This is a genomic window from Vibrio splendidus (assembly GCF_003345295.1).
GTDB lineage: Bacteria > Pseudomonadota > Gammaproteobacteria > Enterobacterales > Vibrionaceae > Vibrio > Vibrio splendidus_K.
Window position 1 is genome coordinate 3,373,742 of the sequence record NZ_CP031055.1, and the last position, 22,666, is coordinate 3,396,407.

Annotated in this window: 25 protein-coding genes; 15 read left to right on the plus strand and 10 right to left on the minus strand. The window is 42.0% G+C overall.

All coding sequences use genetic code 11. The annotated features are described in order from the left end of the window. Window positions 1-188: 188 nt before the first annotated feature. Entirely contained in the window at window positions 189-1,055 is an 867-nt protein-coding gene (locus DUN60_RS15210; RefSeq protein ID WP_114634198.1) for a YicC/YloC family endoribonuclease, read from the minus strand. A 283-nt stretch (window positions 1,056-1,338) separates the two neighbouring features. Here DUN60_RS15210 and rph point away from each other — a divergent pair, with 283 nt between their 5' ends. Further along, window positions 1,339-2,055 (plus strand): ribonuclease PH, encoded by a 717-nt coding sequence (rph, locus tag DUN60_RS15215; protein WP_004735726.1) that lies wholly within the window; start codon window positions 1,339-1,341, stop codon window positions 2,053-2,055. 215 nt (window positions 2,056-2,270) lie between these two features. Next, window positions 2,271-2,912, plus strand: a complete 642-nt coding sequence (pyrE, locus tag DUN60_RS15220; protein ID WP_004735727.1) for an orotate phosphoribosyltransferase — start codon at window positions 2,271-2,273, stop codon at window positions 2,910-2,912. Between the two features lie 166 nt (window positions 2,913-3,078). Here the strand turns inward: pyrE and lpxL are convergent, their stop codons facing one another. From lpxL to coaBC, 3 genes are all read right to left on the minus strand, one after another. Further along, window positions 3,079-4,059, minus strand: coding sequence for an LpxL/LpxP family Kdo(2)-lipid IV(A) lauroyl/palmitoleoyl acyltransferase (gene lpxL, locus DUN60_RS15225; protein ID WP_114634199.1), 981 nt, complete (start codon window positions 4,057-4,059; stop codon window positions 3,079-3,081). A gap of 39 nt (window positions 4,060-4,098) precedes the next feature. Further along, window positions 4,099-4,689: a nucleoid occlusion factor SlmA gene (slmA, locus tag DUN60_RS15230; protein ID WP_016768952.1), complete on the minus strand. Its 591-nt coding sequence runs from the start codon at window positions 4,687-4,689 to the stop codon at window positions 4,099-4,101. 139 nt (window positions 4,690-4,828) lie between these two features. Continuing rightward, on the minus strand, window positions 4,829-6,070 hold the full coding sequence (gene coaBC / locus DUN60_RS15235; protein ID WP_114634200.1) for a bifunctional phosphopantothenoylcysteine decarboxylase/phosphopantothenate--cysteine ligase CoaBC: 1,242 nt from the start codon (window positions 6,068-6,070) through the stop codon (window positions 4,829-4,831). A 223-nt stretch (window positions 6,071-6,293) separates the two neighbouring features. Between coaBC and radC the strand changes: the two genes are divergently transcribed. The 5 genes from radC to mutM all read left to right on the plus strand — a co-directional run bounded on the left by radC (window position 6,294) and on the right by mutM (window position 9,386). After that, window positions 6,294-6,968, plus strand: a complete 675-nt coding sequence (radC, locus tag DUN60_RS15240; RefSeq protein WP_026012282.1) for a RadC family protein — start codon at window positions 6,294-6,296, stop codon at window positions 6,966-6,968. A gap of 292 nt (window positions 6,969-7,260) precedes the next feature. Then, on the plus strand, window positions 7,261-7,497 hold the full coding sequence (gene rpmB / locus DUN60_RS15245) for a 50S ribosomal protein L28 (protein WP_004728407.1): 237 nt from the start codon (window positions 7,261-7,263) through the stop codon (window positions 7,495-7,497). A 13-nt stretch (window positions 7,498-7,510) separates the two neighbouring features. Then, on the plus strand, window positions 7,511-7,678 hold the full coding sequence (gene rpmG / locus DUN60_RS15250) for a 50S ribosomal protein L33 (RefSeq protein ID WP_002535344.1): 168 nt from the start codon (window positions 7,511-7,513) through the stop codon (window positions 7,676-7,678). 311 nt (window positions 7,679-7,989) lie between these two features. Further along, window positions 7,990-8,574, plus strand: a complete 585-nt coding sequence (locus DUN60_RS15255) for a hypothetical protein (RefSeq protein WP_081280019.1) — start codon at window positions 7,990-7,992, stop codon at window positions 8,572-8,574. A 2-nt stretch (window positions 8,575-8,576) separates the two neighbouring features. Further along, window positions 8,577-9,386 (plus strand): bifunctional DNA-formamidopyrimidine glycosylase/DNA-(apurinic or apyrimidinic site) lyase, encoded by an 810-nt coding sequence (gene mutM, locus DUN60_RS15260; RefSeq protein WP_114634201.1) that lies wholly within the window; start codon window positions 8,577-8,579, stop codon window positions 9,384-9,386. A 23-nt stretch (window positions 9,387-9,409) separates the two neighbouring features. Here mutM and DUN60_RS15265 read toward each other — a convergent pair whose 3' ends face one another. From DUN60_RS15265 to DUN60_RS15285, 5 genes are all read right to left on the minus strand, one after another. Beyond that, on the minus strand, window positions 9,410-10,339 hold the full coding sequence (locus DUN60_RS15265) for a glycosyl transferase family 90 (RefSeq protein ID WP_114634202.1): 930 nt from the start codon (window positions 10,337-10,339) through the stop codon (window positions 9,410-9,412). Beyond that, the gene (gene coaD, locus DUN60_RS15270) at window positions 10,336-10,818 is read right to left on the minus strand and encodes a pantetheine-phosphate adenylyltransferase (RefSeq protein WP_114634203.1); all 483 of its coding nucleotides are present in this window, start codon (window positions 10,816-10,818) and stop codon (window positions 10,336-10,338) included. Before coaD ends, DUN60_RS15265 begins: the two co-directional genes overlap by 4 nt. Next, window positions 10,811-11,611 (minus strand): glycosyltransferase family 2 protein, encoded by an 801-nt coding sequence (locus DUN60_RS15275; RefSeq protein WP_114634204.1) that lies wholly within the window; start codon window positions 11,609-11,611, stop codon window positions 10,811-10,813. Before DUN60_RS15275 ends, coaD begins: the two co-directional genes overlap by 8 nt. After that, complete coding sequence (locus tag DUN60_RS15280) at window positions 11,601-12,377, minus strand: glycosyltransferase family 2 protein (RefSeq protein WP_114634205.1); 777 nt, start codon at window positions 12,375-12,377, stop codon at window positions 11,601-11,603. Before DUN60_RS15280 ends, DUN60_RS15275 begins: the two co-directional genes overlap by 11 nt. Before the next feature lie 92 nt (window positions 12,378-12,469). After that, the gene (locus tag DUN60_RS15285; protein WP_114634206.1) at window positions 12,470-13,522 is read right to left on the minus strand and encodes a glycosyltransferase family 9 protein; all 1,053 of its coding nucleotides are present in this window, start codon (window positions 13,520-13,522) and stop codon (window positions 12,470-12,472) included. Between the two features lie 92 nt (window positions 13,523-13,614). Between DUN60_RS15285 and DUN60_RS15290 the strand changes: the two genes are divergently transcribed. Genes DUN60_RS15290 through DUN60_RS15325 form a run of 8 tightly spaced genes read left to right on the plus strand, consistent with a single transcriptional unit; the run spans window position 13,615 to window position 21,693 of the window. Continuing rightward, entirely contained in the window at window positions 13,615-14,328 is a 714-nt protein-coding gene (locus DUN60_RS15290; RefSeq protein WP_114634207.1) for a 3-deoxy-D-manno-octulosonic acid kinase, read from the plus strand. 58 nt (window positions 14,329-14,386) lie between these two features. Then, window positions 14,387-15,577 carry a UDP-N-acetylglucosamine 4,6-dehydratase gene (locus tag DUN60_RS15295; RefSeq protein WP_114634208.1) on the plus strand — a complete coding sequence of 397 codons (1,191 nt, stop codon included), beginning with the start codon at window positions 14,387-14,389 and terminating at the stop codon, window positions 15,575-15,577. 12 nt (window positions 15,578-15,589) lie between these two features. After that, entirely contained in the window at window positions 15,590-16,741 is a 1,152-nt protein-coding gene (locus tag DUN60_RS15300; RefSeq protein WP_114634209.1) for a LegC family aminotransferase, read from the plus strand. Further along, window positions 16,741-17,733: a GNAT family N-acetyltransferase gene (locus DUN60_RS15305; protein ID WP_114634210.1), complete on the plus strand. Its 993-nt coding sequence runs from the start codon at window positions 16,741-16,743 to the stop codon at window positions 17,731-17,733. Before DUN60_RS15300 ends, DUN60_RS15305 begins: the two co-directional genes overlap by 1 nt. Before the next feature lie 8 nt (window positions 17,734-17,741). After that, entirely contained in the window at window positions 17,742-18,743 is a 1,002-nt protein-coding gene (gene neuB, locus DUN60_RS15310) for an N-acetylneuraminate synthase (protein WP_114634211.1), read from the plus strand. Continuing rightward, the gene (neuC, locus tag DUN60_RS15315; protein WP_102449575.1) at window positions 18,743-19,906 is read left to right on the plus strand and encodes a UDP-N-acetylglucosamine 2-epimerase; all 1,164 of its coding nucleotides are present in this window, start codon (window positions 18,743-18,745) and stop codon (window positions 19,904-19,906) included. Before neuB ends, neuC begins: the two co-directional genes overlap by 1 nt. Before the next feature lie 27 nt (window positions 19,907-19,933). Further along, window positions 19,934-20,992, plus strand: a complete 1,059-nt coding sequence (locus tag DUN60_RS15320) for a nucleotidyltransferase family protein (protein ID WP_102449543.1) — start codon at window positions 19,934-19,936, stop codon at window positions 20,990-20,992. 2 nt (window positions 20,993-20,994) lie between these two features. Beyond that, complete coding sequence (locus DUN60_RS15325) at window positions 20,995-21,693, plus strand: acylneuraminate cytidylyltransferase family protein (RefSeq protein WP_114634212.1); 699 nt, start codon at window positions 20,995-20,997, stop codon at window positions 21,691-21,693. Here the strand turns inward: DUN60_RS15325 and DUN60_RS15330 are convergent. Beyond that, complete coding sequence (locus tag DUN60_RS15330; RefSeq protein WP_114634213.1) at window positions 21,680-22,666, minus strand: glycosyltransferase 52 family protein; 987 nt, start codon at window positions 22,664-22,666, stop codon at window positions 21,680-21,682. The genes DUN60_RS15325 and DUN60_RS15330 overlap by 14 nt on opposite strands.

Genomic DNA, 22,666 nt, shown 5'->3' on the forward strand with positions numbered 1-22,666 from the left:
TCGTACCTGATCTTGGTGAATACTTTTTTACCCACCACCTATCTTGATGGTAAGTCTATCATACCCACCACATTAACCACCAGTTGGTGGTGGTTAATAGTGTATTAAAGAATACAGTGGTGGAAAGTGTTTTTATCTAAGTTGTTGTATTTTAATGATGTAAATGCAGTTAAATACAAGTGTAACTATTATTCAATGTTCTGGATCTGCTCACGCATCTGTTCGATAAGAACCTTAAGCTCTACGCCTGATGCTGTGATGTCTGTGCTGATAGACTTAGACGCTAGCGTGTTTGACTCACGGTTGAACTCTTGCATCATGAAGTCAAGCTTACGGCCACAAGCACCACCCTTCTTCAATACGACATTTGCTTCTTTCACGTGAGAGTCTAAACGGTCTAGCTCTTCTGCTACGTCTGACTTCTGCGCAAGTAGGATAAGTTCTTGCTCAACACGAGAACCTTCAAGTTCAATTTTAGCATCTTCAAATTTAGTAAGAAGGCGCTCACGTTGCCATTCTAGGATCTCAGGCATGCGTGTACGAACTTTAACCACTTCTTCAGTGATCGCATCTAAGCGCTGTACGATTAGCGCCTTCATGTTCTCGCCTTCACGAGCACGAGCATCAATGAACTCTGCGATGGCATCGTTGAATGCTTCCAGTAGATCTTTGTTGATGGCATCCATGTCTTGCTCTGGCGTTTCCATCACGCCAGGCCAGTTCATGACTTGGAATGGATTCAAACGGCTGTCTTCACCTGTCATGGTCATTACTTGGTTCGCAGCATTGATTACTTGCTGAGCCAAACCTTCGTTAATGCTTAGCTCGCCTTTCGCTGCTGGGTTTGCTTCAAAACGTAGGTTACATTCAACCTTGCCGCGAGCTAGACGCTTACGGAAACGCTCACGCAAGATCGGCTCTAAACCACGGAACTGTTCAGGCATACGGAAGTAAGTTTCAAGGTAGCGTTGGTTTACACTACGGATTTCCCATACTGCTGTACCCCAATCGCCTTTTACTTCTTTGCGTGCGTACGCAGTCATACTATAAATCATCGAATTTTCCTGTCTTTTATCATTCTGAAAATAACGCGCACGCATAGTATCACGATACGGGGTGCACCCGAAGCTTGTCTCTTTTCCGCGATAAATAGCCTTTCACGGTAAGTACCTTTGAGTCGTAAGTCTCCTTAAGTCGTAAGTCGCTTTGAATGGTAAATAGATTTGAAAGATAAACTGCTATATAATCTTGCCCCAATCAAAACTGTCTCACCCCTTTCTTAGGTGATGCACTCTTTCGATAGTAAATCACTTCAGACTGTTAATAAGGTAGATACCAATGCGTCCAAATGACCGCGCTGTAGATCAAATTCGTCCAATTAAAATTACTCGTAACTACACAGCTTATGCTGAAGGTTCTGTATTAGTTGAGTTCGGCAACACTAAAGTTCTATGTAATGCGACGGTAGAAGAAAACGTGCCGCGTTGGTTAAAAGGCCAAGGAAAGGGTTGGGTAACCGCTGAATACGGTATGCTTCCACGAGCAACACACACTCGTAACCGTCGTGAAGCGGCGAGCGGTAAGCAAGGTGGTCGTACGATGGAAATCCAACGTCTGATCGCGCGTAGCCTACGTGCTGTTGTTGACCTGAAAGTAATGGGTGAAATCATGATCACTGTCGATTGTGATGTTATCCAAGCAGACGGCGGTACTCGTACTGCTTCTATCTCAGGTGCAAGCGTTGCAATGGCTGATGCTATCAACAGCCTACTAGCAAGCGGCAAACTGAAAAAGAACCCAATGAAAGGCCACGTAGCGGCAGTTTCAGTGGGCATCGTTGGTGCACAAGCACTGTGTGACCTTGAGTACGTTGAAGACTCAGCAGCTGATACCGACATGAACGTTGTAATGACGGAAGACGGTAAGATGATTGAGATTCAAGGCACCGCAGAAGGCGAACCGTTCAGCCACGAAGAGCTGATGCAGCTTTTAGCCCTGGCGAATAAGGGCATTACCGATATCGTCGAAGCGCAGAAAGCTGCGTTGGCCGACTAGTTTTTAGATAGCTCCCACATCGGGGGCTATTTTTTTATCTTCGTCGTATTCGCGCCCTCCGCGTTGTTAACTGCGCTTGCTCACCCGAATCACTTACTACTCGTAAGCTCACGAGGTTCGCAAGCTTGTTGCCTAGCGGAAAGCACGACTACTTAGAAGATACTAAGAAGAGTTTAAGTTAATTAAGTTTTATTGAATAAACGTAGAGGAAAAACATGAAAGCATATCAACGTGAATTTATTGAATTTGCACTAGAGAAAGAAGTACTTAAGTTTGGTGAGTTTACTTTAAAGTCTGGCCGTAAGAGCCCTTACTTCTTCAATGCTGGATTGTTTAATACAGGTCGTGACCTAGCACGCTTAGGTCGCTTCTACGCAGCAGCATTGGCAGATTCAGGTATTGAGTTCGACGTACTATTTGGCCCTGCGTACAAAGGTATCCCAATTGCAACGACAACAGCGGTTGCACTTGCTGATCACCACGATGTGGACACGCCTTACTGTTTCAACCGTAAAGAAGCGAAGAACCACGGTGAAGGTGGCAACCTAGTGGGTAGCGAACTTGAAGGTCGTATCATGCTAGTGGATGACGTGATCACTGCAGGTACTGCGATCCGTGAGTCGATGGAAATCATCCAAGCAAACGGCGCTGACTTAGCGGGTGTTCTGGTTGCTATTGACCGTCAAGAGAAAGGCAAAGGCGAGCTGTCTGCGATTCAAGAAGTTGAACGTGACTTCGGTTGTGCGATTATCTCAATCGTTAGCCTGACTGATCTGGTGACTTTCCTTGAAGAGAAAGGCACAGACGCAGCACATCTTGAGTCAGTAAAAGCGTACCGCGCTCAATATGGTATTTAGTTCGTAAACTGAAGAAGTTGAACCTGATGGTTTAGCGCTCTAGGTTAAGAATCGAAAAAGCAAAAAGGCCCGAGAGATAACTCTTTCGGGCCTTTTACTTTTCTATGAGGTGAGCTGCTTTCTTATCTGAAGATAGGCGCCGGCTACTCTATTTATAACGGCTACTCTATTTGTAACGAATGCCGCGCTCAACTTCTGGGTCTTCCATTGTTTTGAAGCGCTTGTGTAGCCACATCCATTGTTCTGGTGCTCGTAAGATAATTTTCTCAAGATAGCGGTTTAGATAAGCGGCTGCGGCTTTTTCATCTTTGCGTGGATAGTCATCTTCGATTGACTCATCCGCCATGATTTCATACTTACCATCGGCATTCCTAAACCCTGAACCCGGAACAAGAGCGCATCGGCTAGTGTAAGCCAGAATACTGGTGCCTGTTGTGGTACACGCATCTTCTACAGCGAAGAAAGGCACAAACACAGACTTGTTGCGGCCGTAGTCATGATCCGGCAGGTAGAAAAGGATCTCACCCTGACGCAGGATTCGAATCATACGCTTCACGTCTTTACGGTGGATAAGGCGGTTGCCGTTCTGAGTACGACCACGGTATTGAATGAATTCATAAGCTGGGTTGTTGTGCGGGCGATAAACCCCTAAACCAGAAATACCAAGAACGGCCATTGCTCGCGCAGTGATCTCTAAGTTCAAGGCATGCACACAGCATAGAAGAACACCTTTACCGTTGGCTTTGTGCGTACGCAGTGCTTGAGTGTCTTTATCGACAAGGATTCGCTTGAAACGCCACGTTGGCCAGAACCATGTAATGCCGGTTTCGATCAGCGCCATACCAGTATTCTTAAAGTTCTCACTGACCATGGCAGCGACTTCATCTGCAGGCTTGTCTGGGAAGGCGAGTTCCAAGTTACGTGTTGCGACCGCTACGCGCTTTTTACCATAGCGAGCCCCAAGAGAGCCCAATGAACGACCTAGCAGTAATAATATACGGTAAGGGAGAACATTAACGATAAGCGCCAATAGCCCAAAACCGAACCACACTCCCCAGTATTTAGGGTGGAGCAGTGCCAGAGTAAAAGGTGGCTTAGTAATAACGTGTTGTGCCGTGCTGTTTGTCGGAGAAGTTTTCGTCGTCATAACCATCACTTAAGATTTGATTGCTACTGAATTTGATTGCTACTTAATCTGAGCGCTCAGCAGTGCCCAATAAGCATCAAAGTTTTCTGTCGGTTGATATTTGAAATCAGAGCGAACAAATCGATTCAGACTGCCTTCAACCTGACCGAGCAGTTGAGCCGCTAAGATCTTCTCATCAACAGGGAACGATTTCCCTTCACGAAGCTTCCTTTCACGTAAGATCTGGCGAAGTTGAGTCTCAATACGCTCAAAAAGCTGATTGATGCGTTCACGCAGGCGCTCATTCTCAAACATTAGGGCATGGCCCGACAAAATACGAGTCAAACCAGGGTTGCGCTCAGAAAAGACTAAGATAAGTTGCATCACGAGGCGGATACGCTCAAGAGTGTCTTTTTCTTCATCGAGAATACGGTTGATTCGAGACATCAACGCTTCTTCAATGAACTCGATCAGGCCTTCAAACATGCGAGCTTTGCTTGGGAAGTGGCGGTAGAGCGCAGCTTCAGATACGCCGACTTGCTTGGCCAACTTTACCGTTGTGATACGAGAAGCACCTTCGGTCGATTCCAACATTTGTGCGAGAGCTTGTAGGATTTCTTCACGACGGTTTGATTTTCGAGTACCAGCCATCTATTTACTTCCTTTCCTAAAGATGAGGATTGAGTGAAGCAGGATTATAAACACCATTCAATTCTGTTTCCTAGTTTTGTGAGCCCTAGGTCAACAGAATCGAGAGGTGTCAGCAGATTGTCAGAGCAAATTTGTGCGTTTATGCACCAATAAGCTGTTGGATCTGATCGAGGATCTGGAAACCAAGTGTGTCTTTGCTATCCAGTGGCAGAGATTTATCACCGTCTTTCCAATAAAGGTGCAATTCATTACTGCTGCTATTGAAGCCTTGGCCTTCGACAGAGACATCGTTAGCACAAATCATATCGAGGTTCTTTCTTTCCAGTTTGCCGCGCGCGTACTTCTCAACATCTTGAGTTTCTGCAGCGAAGCCGACAGTAAATGGACGGCCTTCTGTCATTGAGGCAACAGAAGCGACAATGTCTGGGTTCTTAACCATTTGAATGGTCATGTCGTCTTTACCATCGACCTTTTTAAGCTTTTGGTCTGCAATGGACAGTGGACGATAGTCGGCTACTGCAGCGCAGCTAATGAATATATCGTGTTGAGCTGCATTGGTACTCACAGCATCAAACATCTGTTGTGCGCTGTCGACATCAATACGATTAACCTGGTTTGGCGTCGCTAATGAGACAGGGCCACTGATTAGAGTCACTGTTGCGCCTTGTTTCGCGGCCGCTTCAGCCAGTGCATAGCCCATCTTGCCTGAGCTGTGGTTAGTAATGTAACGCACCGGGTCGATGGCTTCACGAGTTGGACCCGCAGTAATCAACACCGAACGGCCAGCAAGCGGCTTAGGTTGGAAGAAGTCTTCGCAACGGTGCACGAGCTGCATTGGTTCTAGCATGCGACCCATGCCGACATCACCACACGCTTGTTCGCCTGCGGCAGGGCCCCAGATTTCACAGCCTCGACGTTTTAGCGTCGCGATGTTCTCTTGAGTTGCTGGGTGGCTGTACATCTGTTGGTTCATTGCCGGAGATACCGCAACTGGCGCATCGGTTGCTAAAAGCAGCGTGGTCAGCAGGTCGTTGCCCATACCCGCCGTCATGCGCGCAATAAGATCTGCGGTTGCTGGCGCTAATAACACGAGGTCAGCCCATTTCGCGAGCTCAATGTGCCCCATGGAAGCCTCAGCAGCAGGATCAAGCAAACTATCAGACACTGGCCTTCCAGAGACGGCTTGCATGGTGAGAGGAGTGATGAACTCCTTGGCTGCATTCGTCATGACGACTTGTACCTGCGCACCACGTTCAATTAAGCGTCGAGTCAGTTCGGCACATTTATACGCAGCGATACCACCACTAATGCCAAGGAGGATTTTTTTTCCAGCTAGGCCTTGTTGGTCAGCGTTACTCAGTTGATTAACCAATGTTTGCATGATTCTGTTCCTTAATTTCTCTGGGACTTACGATATCAGAACAAAGGATTAGTGCCTAGAAGCAGAATTCGAACAGACTTGATGCTCATCAAGTTGGTGTTATCAAACCTATCAATTACACGGTTTTGCTAGCGACTCGTTTCCTTTTCTCTTTATCAAAGGATCTCTGGTGACAAGCTCATTAAGCTGACGGGTCGTATTAATGACCCTAAATAGCCTTTATATGCCTATAAGTAAGATGCCTGTTGAGTCGATGCCAAGAGAAAAACTACTGAGTCGAGGGCCAGACTCTTTAAGTGATGCGGAGTTGTTAGCGATATTTCTTCGAACCGGCACACAAGGGATGAACGTTTTAGAGTTATCTGACAAGTTGATCAAAGATTTTGGTTCGCTGCGCCAACTTTTTTCTGCAACCGAGACTGAGTTTTGTGCTCATAAAGGGATGGGGCAGGCGAAATATGTCCAGTTGCAGGCCGTTTTAGAGATGACGCAACGTTATTTGGCCGAAACTTTATCTCGAGGGGACGCATTAACCAGTCCAAGTCATACCAAGTTGTATCTTTCGAGTATATTGCGTGATCGCCAGCGAGAAGCCTTCTATATCTTGTTCTTAGATAATCAAAACAGGGTAATAAAGGATGAAGTGATGTTTGAAGGAACCATCGATGCAGCATCAGTTTACCCTAGAGAAGTAGTGAAACGGGCACTTCATCATAATGCAGCAGCATTAATCCTAGCGCACAACCATCCTTCTGGTGTTGCGGAGCCAAGCCAAGCAGATAGGCGAATTACACGCAGATTAACCGACGCATTGGCGCTGGTGGACATCCGAATTCTCGACCATTTTGTGGTTGGAGATGGCGAAGTTATCTCTTTTGCAGAGCGCGGATGGATTTGAATCACATTTTAGGTTGTTAGTTGCGTTAAATCTGCTATCATTCCGCCCACATTTTAGAACCTTAAATCAGCTCTGATTACTCAAATAGCTGCCCTGTTCAAAAAAAGATCACGAAATCCTTAAAAAGGATCTGTTCGGGTCTTGAGCAATGCATGTCAAGTTAGTATAATACGCGACCTTTGATAGCCTTGAATGGATTTTCCATTATGGTTTTTACCTCTATTTTCAGAATTGATAGAGAGGTTCGGCCACCAAGGTTGATATCGAGCTGAAACGATTTGGAGAGACATTCATGTCCCGAGTATGTCAAGTAACTGGTAAGCGTCCAGTAACGGGTAATAACCGTTCACACGCACGCAATGCTACCAAGCGTCGTTTTCTGCCGAACCTACAAACTCACCGTTTCTGGGTAGAGAGCGAAAAACGTTTTGTTAAACTACGTCTAACTGCTAAAGGCATGCGTATTATTGATAAGAAAGGCATCGATGCTGTTCTTGTTGATATCCGTGCACGTGGCGAAAACGTTTAAGAGGAATTAAGCAATGGCTAAAGGCATTCGTGAGAAAATCCGTCTAGTATCTTCTGCTGGAACTGGTCACTTCTACACAACTGACAAGAACAAGCGTAACATGCCAGGCAAATTTGAGATCAAAAAGTTTGATCCAGTAGTTCGCCAGCACGTTATGTACAAAGAAGCTAAAATCAAGTAATTGATAGCCCCTTTGTCTCTTCTTTTATAGAAGAATAAATTAAAAACCCAGCTTATAGCTGGGTTTTTTTATGCCCAAAATTTAGGAAGCCCCAGTATTTTGAGAAACCTGAGGTTTTTTGAGAAGCTTAAGCTTTTTCGAGAAGACTCAGTGTTTTTGAGAGGCGTAAGTTTCATTGGCTCAATTTGGCACCTACCGCACAGACGTTACACTTGCCGATGGGCTTATGTGATAGAAAACAGCGCAACATAGAAAGTATCGCCTTTTTCACGATATACTGAACACTCAATAGGTTAGATGAGCAGAATCAGATGAGATATCGTGGACGCCGATGGAACAACATACTCATGTTCAGTGTGATTGCTTTTATTGGGGTGTTAAACCTTCCAACATTGATCAAAGCTTATTTGATCGAGCCCGAACCTGAAGTTACGGTCAGCAGCTTTTATCCTTCTCTTTTAAATCCAGCAGCTGAGCTTCAAGCTTTGCACTTTGCTAATTGGTCCGTTGTGCTAGAAGACGATCATTGGGTTTATCAATTTAAAGATACAACACTTCCTCAAACTACCAATGCGCAAGAGTTGTCGCAGCGATGGCAGGAACTTGTGGGCACCGAAGTCGATTCTCAAACCTATACCGACCTCTCACCACAACTGAATACCCCGCACACCATCGAGGTGTGGTATCAAGATCAAGAAGAACCACAACGCATTACCTATTATCAACTTCCTCAGTTCTGGCTGCTAAAAAACTGGAATGATCAGTGGTTGGCGGTGTCTATTGAAGAGAGCTACTTGTTTCCAAGCTTTAGCTCAGAAGATTCATTTAAATCAGACCATATCTTTAAAGCAGACAAGCTATCTATATCAGACAAACTACCTAAATCGGACGACTAACTATGCCTGAATTACCCGAAGTTGAAGTAAGCCGCATGGGGATCTCGCCTCATTTAGTCGGTGAGAAGATAAATACTCTGACTTTTCGTACACCGAAACTACGTTGGGATATCCCTCAAGAACTTAAGCAACTAGAAGGACAGGTGATTCGCTCTATTTCACGTCGAGCTAAGTACCTATTGATAGAAACCGATACCGGAACAGCCATTGTTCACCTTGGGATGTCTGGTTCACTGCGCGTGTTAGACGCAGATTTCCCGCCAGCAAAACACGATCACGTGGATCTTAAGTTAACCAATGGCAAGATATTGCGTTACAACGATCCGCGTCGCTTTGGTGCGTGGTTATGGTCGGCGCCTGATGAGATACATACTGTACTACTTGGCTCTGGTCCTGAGCCGCTAACTGACGACTTCAACGCAGACTACATCGCTGAAAAAGCTGCAAAGCGAAAAGTGGCCGTCAAACAGTTCATTATGGACAACAAAGTAGTGGTAGGCGTGGGAAACATCTACGCCAACGAAGCATTATTTTCTTCAAGAATTCATCCACTTCGTCCTGCTAACAAGATAACTCAAGCCGAGTGGATCTTGTTAACTCAAGAGATTAAAGAGGTACTTGCCACTGCTATCAAACAAGGTGGCACCACTTTAAAAGATTTCGCGCAAGCAGATGGCAAGCCGGGGTATTTCGCCCAAGAGCTACAAGTCTATGGGAAAGCCGGTGAAAAGTGCCCTAACTGTGAAGCTCTAATCCAAGAGTTAAAAATAGGGCAGAGGAATACGTTCTTTTGTGAAGAGTGCCAGAGCTAAGAATTTTGGTGGCCCTGCAATTTTTAGAGCGATTGTCCTGATTTTTCAAAGTACTTCTGAGCAACAAGTAAGGATATGAGTCGCTCTTGCTTTGTATCTTTAAATTGTTCGACCCATTTGTTTGCGTTTCGGATTATGGCCTCTGCTTCTTCTGGATGGTCAATGAAGTACCCAACTTTGTCAGGAAGATCTGAATAGTCGTTTTTTAGTTCTACGTAGTGATGCCCAGCAAGGAGTTGACCTTCCATAAACCAAGTTTCATATTTTGGCTTAGACATTAATACTAGCGAGTTTGACGACATCGACCATTTTAGGTTAGTAGCTACATCGTTTCCTTCTATCGCCAAAAGAAACTTGTATTGAAGTTGTTCTTCAATAGACATAAAACCTTTTTCCCAAGGTTGGCCTTCATGGGGGCGAGTTTGGCCTAAATTACACATTGGGTGATTGTAAAATTGTTTGATCACTACTTGTCTGTGAGGCTGAAAACCGACGCCTCTCCATGCCACCATATCCTTTTTATCTCTAAAGCTTAATTTGTCATCAACAAATTGGAAGTGACGAATTGCATTCAATTTCAAAACAACACAGTTCTGATTTTTACCTGTAATTGGTCGGCTTTTTAAAAAGCTTGGCTGTTCGGGTATGTGCCTAATATCACCGTTTAAAACCGAAAATCGATTTTCAGGGTCAAAACCTTTAATTACTTTAAATAAATCGAAGTAGTAAGTATTTCCCCCCGTTTTCTTGAAGTTTTTTACAGTTTGTACTTCGTTATTTAGTTCAAAGGGTTGAGTAAGTTTGTTGTAATAGTCAACGCGACTCATTACTTCCTCACGCCTTTTCTGTTCAATATCGGTGAGCAATTTTTTAGCTCTATAACGAAAAACAGCTGGAGGGAGGATTGATATCAGCCCATGAGTTACATAGTACTTAAACTTTGTCAGGCTCATTTCGTAACCTTGTCGATTATAGCTGTGTTGACTGTATTCGGGACAAAGCCACTGATGTCTCCACCATGAATGGCGACTTCTCGAACTATAGTTGATGACAGAAAGGCATATTCTTCAGATGGTGTTAAAAATACACTTTCAATGCCTGGCAATAGCTTCCTATACATACTGGTTAAACCAAATTCATATTCAAAATCTACTGTTGTTCTTAAGCCTCTAATCAAGATATTTGCATCTTGATCTTTAGCAAAGTCCACCAATAAACCGCTAAAGCCGGCAACAGAAGTATTGTTTATATGCGACGTTGCCTGTTCTATTAACTCTACTCGCTCAGGCAAACTGAACATGGTTTTTTTTGAAGGACTAGCAGCCACACCAATTAGCACTTCATCGAACATTTTTGCAGCACGCTCAATGATGTCTAAGTGACCGTTAGTGATAGGGTCGAATGTTCCAGGGTAGATAACCTTTTTAGTCACAGCCTTTCTCACTTATAAATTGGTTGATTCCATTTTGACAGAAAGTAAGTTTTTGATTGACTGTATTATCAAGAATAGCATCGTTTTCGGGCAGAGAACCTCGCGAGTTTTCTGGGTGGTAAAGGTGATAACCAATCCCAGCAAATTTCAAATATAGTCTATTAGTACCCTTATTGAGCATGCGGTGTACAAATTCACTGTCTTCTCTTCCCCAACCAACAAAATCTTGATTAAAACCATTTACATCAATGACATCTGATTTCCAGAAAGCCATGTTACATCCGCGAGTTGCTTTATCACTGTTCCGGATATAGGAAAATATTCTCGCAAGAAAAGGGTTTGATATGCAGTTTTTACGATTACGAATATCTTCGGAAAATAGTGTTGGCATTGATTTTGTTCGCATCAGTCTTTCGCTGATTTCTTCACCGAGTAGAGCTCTACCGCCTTGGACAAATTGTTGCTTTTTAGCCGCTTGAACATGTGACTCAATAAATGTTGGGGAAAGAAGAATATCGCCGTCGATCATGATTATATAATCGCCGCAAGCTTTTGCTATTGCTCTATTTCGACTCATGGACAAACGGAAGCCATTATCTTCGTGCCACGAATGAATAAGAGGTACCGGGAAAGAACCTTGATATTGTTTAACTAACTCTGCGGTGTCTTTTTTTGAACCATCATCGGCAATTATGACTTCATCTGGTAGTGTGCTTTGTATGGTGACACTATCAAGAACGGCACTTAATGCTTCCTTCCAGTTGTAAGTTGTTATAATTAAACTACATTTCATTTTTTTTCTGCTCTGATCGTAGATACAAATCGATGTATTTGATAAAAGTTGAATGAGTTGCTAACCAAGCAAGAATAAACCCATGTTTCCCGTCGAGAAAGCCTCGCTTAATGATATACATTTTTACGAAACAACCTAACGCATGGATTAAAGCTGTAGATAGGCCTGCTTTTTTCTTTCCTTCACGTTCGTCTGTCCAAGCTTTCAAGTAACCAGTCGTTTTATTGATATAGTGATGCAGGTTGTCATAAGTGAAGTGGAGTAATCGACCATTGAGTTTTTGAACTGTAATGTCGTTATCAAGAATCACTTTCTCGTGCACGAGTGCACTATTGTATTTGCCATCCTTTATATTATAGAGCCTAACTACCCAGTCAGGTGACCAACCGGAATGGTGAATTACTTTACCAAATGCATCGCTTAGTCGATTTATTTTGTAGGCAGTCTTTGGTAGGGCTTTTTCTATAACATCTATGATTTCTTTTTTTAGCTCTGGAGTGACCCGTTCATCTGCATCTAACCAAAGTACAAAGTCAGAGGACACATGTTGCTGAGCTAATTGACGCTGTCGACCAAACCCTTTCCAGTCTTCATTTACAAAGAACTTGTCAGTATATTCAAGAGCTATACCTTTAGTATCGTCCGTGCTTCCTGAGTCCAGAATGATAATTTCATCAACCCAGCCGTGAACCGTCTCTAAGCAATCTCGAAGGTGCTTGGTTTCATTTTTTACAATAAGTGCAACTGCAAGGGTTGGTTTCGCCACTGTAATTACCTAAATTTAGTTAAATATCGAATTATACAGAAATATGGACCACACCATATTTAGCCATGGGAATTATGGTTCGCTTGCTTCAATTACAAACGAAGATCTTTAGCCACTGATTCAAACATATCAATGACTTTTTTACTGGGTATCTTCTGCATTGCAAGAGGATCTTTTACACGAGTTCGCCAATCCAATTGATCTGACGGTTTATTATGCTCAGCTTGGATTGCTTCTTCATACGCTGAAACAACATACTGTTGATAGTTGTATGGGCCAGTTCTATCAGGGTTATGGTGTGCATATAAACCGATAACTGGGGTGCTCATAGCATTAGCCATATGAGTCGGTCCAGTATCTGGTGCTATTACCATTGTAGCGTTGTCAATGAGAGCTAACATTTCAAGTATGCTGCTTTTGCCAACGAGGTTTAGACAAGGTGCGCCTAATTTTTTTTGAATATCTTGAGCTAATTCGACTTCAATTTTAGCAGGGCTTCCTGCTAACGTGACATGCCACCCTGATTGCCGTGCATGGATAATGACATCAACGTAACCTTGCACTGTCCAATTCTTATAACCTTTGCTCGCAGCAGGAACAATAACTAGTTTTTTGTTTGATCTGGAGAGTTGTTCTTGTGCCCATAATTTGTCTGCTTTGCTGTAGCTTAACGCCCAAGTTGGTCGTGCTTTTGGCACACCTAAAGTGTGAGTAAAAGCCATTAAACCATCGAGAACGTGCATTGTGGTCGGGGAGGGAACCTTTATATTGGTGAATAAAGTCTGAAAGTCTTGGCTACGTAAAGCATCAAATCCTAATTTATATTTGGCGTTGATGCCTAGGGTCGCAACGCTAGCTCTTAGGGCGTATTGCATGTGCAAGAGAGCATCAAACTGTCGACCCTTCAAAGATTTCCAGAGCTGAATATAGCCTTTTATTCCTGCTTTTTTATCGAATACTATGACTTCTACGTTGTCTATAGATTGAAGGAGTTGAGATTCAAGTTTGCCTGTTATCCAAGTTATCTTTGTTTCGGGCCAGTATCGCTGAATCGACTGAATAGCTGCAATGGTGTTACATACATCGCCAATAGCAGAAAGGCGCAAGACACAAAGGGATTTTGGAGCGGACTTGAACAAAGACATATAGCAAACTCTATCGATATGATTAATAAGAATTATGCAGTTGAGACCTAGGAATGTAAAATAAAACGATCTATTAAGACAGGTATCCTTGTATGCAAACACTTAGACTCGACAATCAGATAATTTGGTTTGATCAAACAGTGATTGATGAAAAGCAAGTGCAGTTTGCGTTTGATGCTGACTATTGGCGAGAGAAAAGTTGCATTGTTGGCAGTGCATTAGGGCGAGGAACAACTTGGTTTGTTCAATTAGATTCGGTACAAGCCGCATTACGCCACTACCGACGCGGTGGATTGTTTAGTAAACTAATTGAAGATAGTTATTGGTTTAATGGGGAAGAAAACACTAGAAGTTTCCAAGAGTTGACGCTTCTTAATTACCTTCGGGAGTCTAATGTCCACGTACCACGGCCAATTGCTGCACGTGTTGTAAAAAGCGGATTTACTTATAGAGCGGATTTGTTAAGTGAAAAAGTGGCAGATGCTCGAGATCTTGTTGCTATCCTTAAAGAGAAACCATTAACTAAAACTATGTATCAGAAAATCGGTAACGAGATTCGTAAAATGCATGCCGCACAAGTAAATCATACTGACTTGAATATCCATAATATTCTGATTGACGGTGCTGATAAGGTATGGATTATAGATTTTGATAAGTGCTATCAACAACAAGGCGATACTTGGAAGCAAGGTAACTGGTCAAGATTAAAAAGATCTTTTGAAAAAGAGCGTTTGAAAAACGACATTTTTTGGACCAGTACCGAGTTTAGTCAGATGACTAACGACAAGGTCAATGTAGATGATTAGTTACGCTTTTGCTTGTGTGCCGACTTAGATTATAAATTATTAGAGTATAGATATTAATATGAATGCCATTCTCCCCCTTATCGGTCGTACCGAATCCCTTTTTCCTAAAGATATCTCTAGTAATGAATCTGAGTTATCACGAATCGTTTCTGAATCTCGCTTCCTTGTGCTTGGCGGTGCAGGTTCAATTGGCCAATCTGTAACCAAAGAAATTTTCAAACGTAACCCGAAGAAGCTGCATGTTGTTGATATTAGCGAAAACAACATGGTGGAGCTGGTTCGAGATATCCGTAGCTCATTTGGCTACATCGATGGTGATTTCCAAACATTTGCCTTAGATATTGGTTCTCTAGAGTATGACGCGTTTATCAAAGCAGATGGCAAGTTTGATTATGTGTTGAACCTATCAGCACTTAAGCATGTTAGAAGCGAGAAAGATCCTTATACATTGATGCGAATGATCGATGTAAACGTATTTAATACAGATAAAACCATTCAACAATCTATTGATGCTGGCGCTAAGAAGTATTTCTGTGTATCAACAGACAAAGCAGCGAACCCAGTCAATATGATGGGCGCATCAAAGCGTATTATGGAGATGTTCCTAATGCGTAAAAGCGAGCAGATGGCTATCTCAACAGCGCGCTTTGCCAATGTTGCATTTTCGGATGGTTCATTGTTGCATGGTTTCAACCAGCGTATTCAAAAGCGCCAACCTATCGTAGCTCCAAATGATATCAAGCGTTACTTCGTAACTCCTCAAGAGTCAGGTGAGCTATGTCTAATGTCGTGTATCTTTGGTGAAAATCGTGACATTTTCTTTCCTAAGTTGAGTGAAGCACTTCATCTCATTTCGTTTGCTGATATTGCCGTGAAATATTTAGAGCAACTTGGCTATGAGCCTCACTTGTGTGAAACAGAAGAAGAAGCTCGACAATTGGCTCATACACTTCCTGAACAAGGAAAGTGGCCATGTTTGTTCACTGCGAGTGATACAACGGGTGAGAAAGACTTTGAAGAGTTTTTTACGGATAAAGAAAAGTTGGACATGTCTCGATTTGCAAATCTTGGAATCATTAAAAACGACCCACTTTATGACCAAGAATTACTAACCTTATTCGAAGGCAGCATTTTAGCGATGAAAGGCGAGCGAGCTTGGACCAAGGAGCAAATTGTAAAACTCTTCTTTACCATGATCCCTGATTTCGGGCACAAAGAAACGGGTAAATACCTCGATAGTAAGATGTAAGCGGAGTAAGTAATGAAAGCGACATCTATTGTTGAATTTGTTAGAGATACTTATAAAACTAATGAATTCATTCCGTTGCACGCACCAACGTTTAATGGCAACGAAAAAGCCTATGTTATGGAAACGATTGAAAGTACTTTTGTTTCTAGCGTGGGCAAATTTGTTGATGACTTTGAGCGAAAGATTGAAGCATATACAGGTGCAGTTAAAGCGGTAGCGACAGTCAATGGTACTGCAGCACTACATGCGGCCTTGTACATGGCTGATGTTCAACGAGGAGACCTTGTTATTACACAAGCTCTGACTTTCGTTGCAACTTGTAACGCTCTTTATCATATGGGTGCCGAGCCTATTTTTGTGGATGTTTCGCCAGTAAGCTTGGGTCTATGCCCCAAAGCCGTGGATGCATTCTTAAGTGAGCATGCTGAAGTAACCAAGACGGGGTGTATTCACAAGAATACAGGCAAACGAATTAAAGCGGTTGTCCCTATGCATACCTTTGGTCACCCTGTAGAGCTCGATGAGCTGGTCGCAGTTTGCCTGAAATGGAATCTTGTTCTAGTGGAAGATGCAGCAGAAAGCCTAGGTTCTTTCTACAAAGGTAAGCACACCGGTACTATTGGTGATGTTAGTGCAGTCAGCTTCAATGGCAACAAAATCATTACCACTGGTGGTGGCGGTATGGTTCTATGTAAAACTCAAGAATTAGGAGCACGAACCAAGCATGTCACTACGACAGCGAAAGTGCCTCATCCTTATGAATTTTTCCATGATGAGCCAGGTTTTAACTACCGCATGCCAAATCTGAATGCTGCGCTTGGTTGTGCGCAAATAGAAGTGATTGAGCACTACCTTATTCAAAAACGCAGTCTTGCTAATCAATATATAAGTCTATTTGAAGGGACTGACATTAAGTTTGTTGTCGAACCCAAGTACGCTAAATCCAACTATTGGTTGAATGCCATTATTTGTCCTGATGTTGAACTTCGTGAACATATACTGCAGGAGACGAATGCTGCCGGTGTCATGACTCGCCCAATCTGGAAGTTAATGCATCGTTTACCAATGTTTGAAAATGCCATGTGTGGTGATCTAACTCAATCTGAGTTTATTGAAGCGCATTTGGTTAATTTACCTAGTACTCCAATTCTTAGAGCTGAATGATGACGAATATTACCATTACAGATTTGCCGTCAGACATATACTACCAGCGAGAATACTCTGCGCTATATGAAGGCGATGGTGAACATTTTGAATTTCAGTATGATGAGGATAGCTCTTATGTTCGGTTTAGTGCTTTAAAACGTCCAATCCGAAGTGTTGCTGGGCAAGATATCGCTGAAGAGTTGTATGACTTAGAAACACCTTACGGTTACGGAGGTCCAATTTCTAACTCTTCAGATACGTTATTTTTACAGCGTGCATTTAGTGCCTACAGAGAGCATTGCAAAGCTCAGAACATTGTGTGCGAGTTCATCCGTTTTCACCCTTTTAATACTGTCGGTGAAATGCCGTCGTTATTTGACATGCATTATCCTGAGCGCCAAGTCGTTATTGTTGACCTTGAAAAGAACACAGAAGAGCGCCGAAAATCATACTCAAAAACAACAAGAAACATCGTTAAGAGAGCTGAGAAAAACTTATCTGTCGATACAACATCAGTACAACTCTCTGATTTTATGGAGATGTACTACGAAACAATGAAGAAAAACTCAGCCAGTGACTTTTTTTACTTCCAAGAAAACTACTTCAATGATTTGAATGCTTTAGATGGTGTGTCTTTACTCGCCACAAAGAAAGAAAGTACATATGCTTCAGTGGGCTTTTTCATGTGCGGTAAAGAACTCGCGCACTACCACTTGTCTGCTAATAATCAGGATATCGCCAAGGAAAATGGCAATTATTTGCTACTTGATGCCGCTTTTGAGCATGCTAAAAGCCAAGGTTGTCGTTACATGATGCTAGGTGGAGGTCGAACATCTTCTCCTGACGACAGTTTGTTCAAGTTTAAGTCGAAATTCTCATCTTTAACGATGCCATTTTATATTGCAGGGTTGGATTTTTTGCCCGAAAAACGCCAGATGTTGAATCAAATATGGATTGACCAAAGTAAAGATTCTACTACTCCGAAACTATTCCAGTTATACCGAGCTTAGAGGTAACTATGACAAACAAGACTTTTATTATCGCAGAAGCCGGTGTTAACCATAATGGCGATATTCAATTGGCAAAACGGTTGATTGACGTAGCAGCTGAAGCTGGAGTTGATGCTGTTAAATTTCAAACTTGGAAAACCGAGCTGCTCGTTACAGAAGATGCAAAAATGGCAGAGTATCAAATTGAGAATACTCAAGTCGAGGAATCTCAATTTCAAATGCTAAAGCGCCTTGAGCTTAGCTATGATGATTTCTTTGAGCTAAAAGACTACTGTGATAATAAAGCAATTACATTCATGTCGACTCCAGATGAAGAGCAAAGCGCAACCTTTTTAGATGGCTTGCAAGATGTTTTCAAAATTGGTTCTGGAGAGTTAACAAACATTCCTTTTCTTCGCCATATTGCACAATTTAAAAAGCCAGTCATTCTTTCTACTGGAATGAGCTATCTAGCAGAAGTAGAGCAAGCCCTAAGTGTTTTAGTTGAAGGAGGGTTATTGCTATCTGAAATTACAGTTTTACATGCGACTACCGATTACCCGACGGCACCCGAAGATGTAAACTTGAAAGCGATGAAGACATTAGAACAGGCTTTTCCAGGTATCCAAGTCGGTTATTCAGATCATACGTTGGGAATTGAAGTACCTGTGGCTGCAGTTGCGCTAGGCGCATCTATCATTGAAAAGCACTTTACGCTTGATCAGAACATGTCCGGCCCGGATCATAAAGCAAGCCTTAGTCCTGAACAGCTAACAGCTATGGTTCGAGCGATACGAAATGTTGATGTCGCTTTGGGGCATGGTTTTAAGATACCTACTGTGATCGAGAAAGAAAATCGAAAGATAGTAAGGAAGAGCATTGTAGCCGCTGTTGATATTATGGAAGGAACAGCAATTACTGAAGACATGCTCTCTATCATGAGGCCAGGTGGCGGTTTAGCGCCTAGCCGTTGGAATGAAGTGATTGGTACTCCAGCTCGCAAGTCATATAAAGTTGGAGAACTTATATGATAAAAAAGATTTGTGTGGTCACGGGAACTCGAGCTGAATACGGAGCGCTAAGATGTTTACTCCGTAGAATTCAGTTAGATTCTGATTTAGAGCTCCAGCTAATATCGACTGGAAGCCATTTGTCGCATGAATTTGGTTATACCCAGAATCAAATTGAAGCGGATGGTTTTGAAGTATCAAAAAAGATTGAGATATTACTGTCTTCAGATTCCCCTGTTGGTGTTAGTAAGGCTATGGGGTTAGCTCAAATTAGCTTCGCAGAAGCATTTGATGAACTCAAACCTGATATTTTGATTATTGTTGGTGATCGTTATGAATTACTTCCGATAGCGTCTGCAGCTAATATTGCACGGATACCCATAGCTCATGTCAGTGGAGGTGAGTTAACCGAAGGTGCGATTGACGATCAAATTCGTCATGCTTTGACTAAGCTCTCAAATGTTCACTTCACTGCAATGGAAGAATATTCAAATCGCGTTGTTCAAATGGGAGAGCAACCTAGTACAGTTTTCACTGTAGGAGAGATCGGTTTAGATAACCTCCTAAGTATGAACTTGTTAGGGAGAGACGAGTTTGAAGATTCTATTGACTGTCAGTTGAAGAAGAAAAACTTACTTTTTACTTACCATCCAGTAACTTCAAACTCAATTGAAGAGACTCTGGCTGACTTTGAAGAGATATTGTCAGCACTCGATTGCCAAGAAGATACACTTATTATATTTACGAAATCGAATGCAGATGTAGGCGGAAGAGCGATAAATCAATTAATTGATGAATACTGCGCTCAGAATACAGATAAAGCCATCGTTTTTTCTTCTCTTGGACAGCTTCGTTATTTATCGGCCTTACAATTTGTTGATGCGGTGATTGGGAACTCTTCGAGTGGAATTTGGGAAGTTCCTTCTTTTAAAACAGCGACGATTAATATCGGTGATAGGCAGAAAGGTCGTGTCATTGCTGATAGCACGATTAATATTGATGCGAGTACCGATGAGCTCTTACTTGCCTTAGACAAAGTATACTCGGATGATTTTATTCGATTATTGCCTAATGTTATTAACCCATATGGTGATGGAAATAGCTCTGGTAAGGTCATCGAGATTATCAAATCGTTAGATTTGAAAGGGCTGACTCGAAAATCGTTTTATGATACAGATAAATAACGAGTAAAAATAACTCTAGGTAATTATATGAGCCATAGTTGGAAAAAAATTCTAATTCAGCCATCAACAACGTTGATCGAAGCTCTGAAAGTGATCAATACAGAAGCATTAAGAATTGCCGTTGTGGTTGACGAAGATAAGAAGCTACTAGGTGTGCTGACCGATGGCGATATACGAAGAGGGCTGCTTGAAAATCTTCCTTTAACAACGGAAGTAGTTGAGGTGATGAATAAACAGCCCATCGTCGCAAAGTTGGGAACGCCTTGCGATGATCTGATTGCGGTAATGGAGTCTAAAGAGATTTTATCCATACCGTTAGTTGATGATAACGGAGTCGTTGTTGGTTTAGAGACACTTCAACATGCACTTAGCCACCCCGAGCTAGCTAACCCTGTCTTTATCATGGCTGGGGGGTTTGGAACTCGTCTGCGCCCTTTAACTGATACTTGCCCTAAACCAATGCTCAAAATTGGTGATAAGCCTATTTTGGAAACAGTTATACGAAGTTTTATTAAGGCTGGTTTTGTGAACTTCTATATATCAACACACTATATGCCAGAACAAATCCAAGATCACTTTGGTAATGGCGATGAGTATGGAGTCTCTATTCGATATGTTCATGAGGAGCAGCCTTTAGGTACAGGGGGAGCTTTAGGGTTGTTGCCAGATGACCTTCCTAAAGAGTTGCCAATTATTATGATTAATGGGGATGTGTTAACCAAAGTAGACTTTAATCGTTTACTAGAGTTTCATTTAGAAAATGATGCAGACGCAACTATGTGTGTTCGAGAGTATGACTATCAAATCCCTTATGGTGTAATTAATGGAGAAGGTAATAAAATCACAAGTATGGTTGAAAAGCCCGTTCAACGATTCTTTGTTAATGCTGGTATTTACGTGGTATCTCCTCGAATTATAAACTCTGTCCCAAAAAACTATAATATTGATATGCCGACTCTGTTAGAGCAGCATATGAAAGAAAGAGAAAAAGTCCTAATGTTTCCTATTCATGAGTATTGGTTAGACATAGGACGTATGGATGACTTCAACAGAGCGCAGGCTGATATTCATGCATTGGGAATGTAGTTATGTTAAATGATAAGAAGATAATGGCATTTATTCCCGCTAGAGGTGGGAGTAAACGTTTACCTAGAAAAAATGTTCTTCCTTTAGCAGGTAAACCGCTAATTAATTGGAGTATAGAGGCAGGAAAAAAGAGTCAATATATAGATCGTGTATTTGTCAGTACTGATGATAAAGAGATTGCGGATGTTGCTTGTCAATTGGATGCTGAATTGCCTGAGCTGAGGCCTGCTGAACTAGCCTCTGATACTGCAAAAACAGAAGATGTTTTGCTTTATAGTTTAGAAAAATTTGCACCTGACGTTGATGTTGTGGTCTTACTTCAACCGACATCTCCTCTACGAACAGCTGAACATATTGATGAAGCTCTAGAGCTATTCATGGAACAGGAAGCATTTTCAGTTGTATCTGTTACGCCTTGTGAACATCCCCCTCTTTGGTCTAATACACTGCCTAAAGATAATTCTATGGGTGACTTTATTAGACCTGAGGCTCTATCAAGATCTCAAGACATAAGTCAATATTATCGACTCAATGGAGCTATTTACATCTTTAATGTGAAAAAGCTCCGTGAATACAATGAAATACGTTATACATCAGAGACCTATGCTTACGTGATGGATAGTGATGTTTCATTTGATATCGATACTGAAATCGATTTTGACTTGGCTCAGTTTTTTATGGAAAGGTCTATTTTGCGATAAATTCCTTTATGTTGTTGCTTAACATCTGTTCCTTTAATTCCAATTCAAAAGCCTTATCAGGATAGTGACTCGAGATTGAATATATTGGCATTTTGGGGTAGAGAAGTCGACATGAGAACATCACGGTTGAGAATGTCCCGATAAGTGATGATAGATTTATTTTTTTGTCGATAAGCTCTATTTCTAAAGGGTACTCACTACAATGGTACTTTACTTTCCCCGATTTAATTAGCGCATCACGGACTGATTGTTTTTCTGTTCGATGAGGAAAGTAAAGGATCTCTCTTTGTGCATCATGTGAAACCTTTAATATCTCTGCTAAATATTCATCGATAGTTTTTTGGTTTTTGTCACCAATGGCACCTTGACCAATAAAGCCTATTGGAGCCTTTTCATCATACAGTGCGGGGTGCCCATATTTACTCTTTAGGCTTTCCAGAGAATTTTTATGTATGGTGAACTTACCGGGTTTTAAATCAAACATAGTAAATATTTCTAGATTGTCAGATTGAGCTAAGCGACCTACCGGCTTGCTACCATTACAACGAACGACAAAATCTTGAATTAGACGAGGTCGATAAAATTCACTCTCTGTGAGAATGAAATTTTTGTACTCAAGAAGTGTTAATGTACCGTCATCAAAATAGATTTCTTTGTCGATGGGAAGGTTCCGAATAAGTAACTTCGTCCACCAAGCGTTATACTCAGCATAAAAAAAGTGAGACAGCCTTTTTGTATTAAGGATCTTTTTAACTTCTTTAATTACTTTAGGAAATACAAAGCTTCTGTTTCCTCGCTCGATTTCAATGACATGATCCCAATCTTTTAGGTTTACGATTTTTCGTTGTTGAGTTAGCCCGTGAGTGCCATTTTGATTCATGAGAACTAGAATGTTATTTTTGCAGCGCAAGTGTTCTCGAGCTTCAACAGCACAGATGTACTGTAATGGAGATGTCACTAAGAAAAGGTTCAT

Bases quoted from the DNA above. Each gene is read 5' to 3' on its own strand.
- DUN60_RS15300 (WP_114634209.1), top strand. From the start codon at position 15,590: ATGAAAGCGACATCTATTGTTGAATTTGTTAGAGATACTTATAAAACT.
- DUN60_RS15325 (WP_114634212.1), top strand. From the start codon at position 20,995: ATGTTAAATGATAAGAAGATAATGGCATTTATTCCCGCTAGAGGTGGG.
- DUN60_RS15285 (WP_114634206.1), bottom strand. From the start codon at position 13,522: ATGTCTTTGTTCAAGTCCGCTCCAAAATCCCTTTGTGTCTTGCGCCTT.
- DUN60_RS15320 (WP_102449543.1), top strand. From the start codon at position 19,934: ATGAGCCATAGTTGGAAAAAAATTCTAATTCAGCCATCAACAACGTTG.
- neuB (WP_114634211.1), top strand. From the start codon at position 17,742: ATGACAAACAAGACTTTTATTATCGCAGAAGCCGGTGTTAACCATAAT.
- pyrE (WP_004735727.1), top strand. From the start codon at position 2,271: ATGAAAGCATATCAACGTGAATTTATTGAATTTGCACTAGAGAAAGAA.
- rph (WP_004735726.1), top strand. From the start codon at position 1,339: ATGCGTCCAAATGACCGCGCTGTAGATCAAATTCGTCCAATTAAAATT.
- DUN60_RS15295 (WP_114634208.1), top strand. From the start codon at position 14,387: ATGAATGCCATTCTCCCCCTTATCGGTCGTACCGAATCCCTTTTTCCT.
- lpxL (WP_114634199.1), bottom strand. From the start codon at position 4,059: ATGACGACGAAAACTTCTCCGACAAACAGCACGGCACAACACGTTATT.
- mutM (WP_114634201.1), top strand. From the start codon at position 8,577: ATGCCTGAATTACCCGAAGTTGAAGTAAGCCGCATGGGGATCTCGCCT.
- DUN60_RS15265 (WP_114634202.1), bottom strand. From the start codon at position 10,339: ATGAGCCTGACAAAGTTTAAGTACTATGTAACTCATGGGCTGATATCA.
- DUN60_RS15255 (WP_081280019.1), top strand. From the start codon at position 7,990: ATGAGATATCGTGGACGCCGATGGAACAACATACTCATGTTCAGTGTG.
- slmA (WP_016768952.1), bottom strand. From the start codon at position 4,689: ATGGCTGGTACTCGAAAATCAAACCGTCGTGAAGAAATCCTACAAGCT.
- DUN60_RS15330 (WP_114634213.1), bottom strand. From the start codon at position 22,666: ATGAACCTTTTCTTAGTGACATCTCCATTACAGTACATCTGTGCTGTT.
- radC (WP_026012282.1), top strand. From the start codon at position 6,294: ATGCCTATAAGTAAGATGCCTGTTGAGTCGATGCCAAGAGAAAAACTA.
- DUN60_RS15275 (WP_114634204.1), bottom strand. From the start codon at position 11,611: ATGAAATGTAGTTTAATTATAACAACTTACAACTGGAAGGAAGCATTA.
- DUN60_RS15305 (WP_114634210.1), top strand. From the start codon at position 16,741: ATGACGAATATTACCATTACAGATTTGCCGTCAGACATATACTACCAG.
- coaBC (WP_114634200.1), bottom strand. From the start codon at position 6,070: ATGCAAACATTGGTTAATCAACTGAGTAACGCTGACCAACAAGGCCTA.
- rpmB (WP_004728407.1), top strand. From the start codon at position 7,261: ATGTCCCGAGTATGTCAAGTAACTGGTAAGCGTCCAGTAACGGGTAAT.
- DUN60_RS15210 (WP_114634198.1), bottom strand. From the start codon at position 1,055: ATGATTTATAGTATGACTGCGTACGCACGCAAAGAAGTAAAAGGCGAT.
- DUN60_RS15290 (WP_114634207.1), top strand. From the start codon at position 13,615: ATGCAAACACTTAGACTCGACAATCAGATAATTTGGTTTGATCAAACA.
- rpmG (WP_002535344.1), top strand. From the start codon at position 7,511: ATGGCTAAAGGCATTCGTGAGAAAATCCGTCTAGTATCTTCTGCTGGA.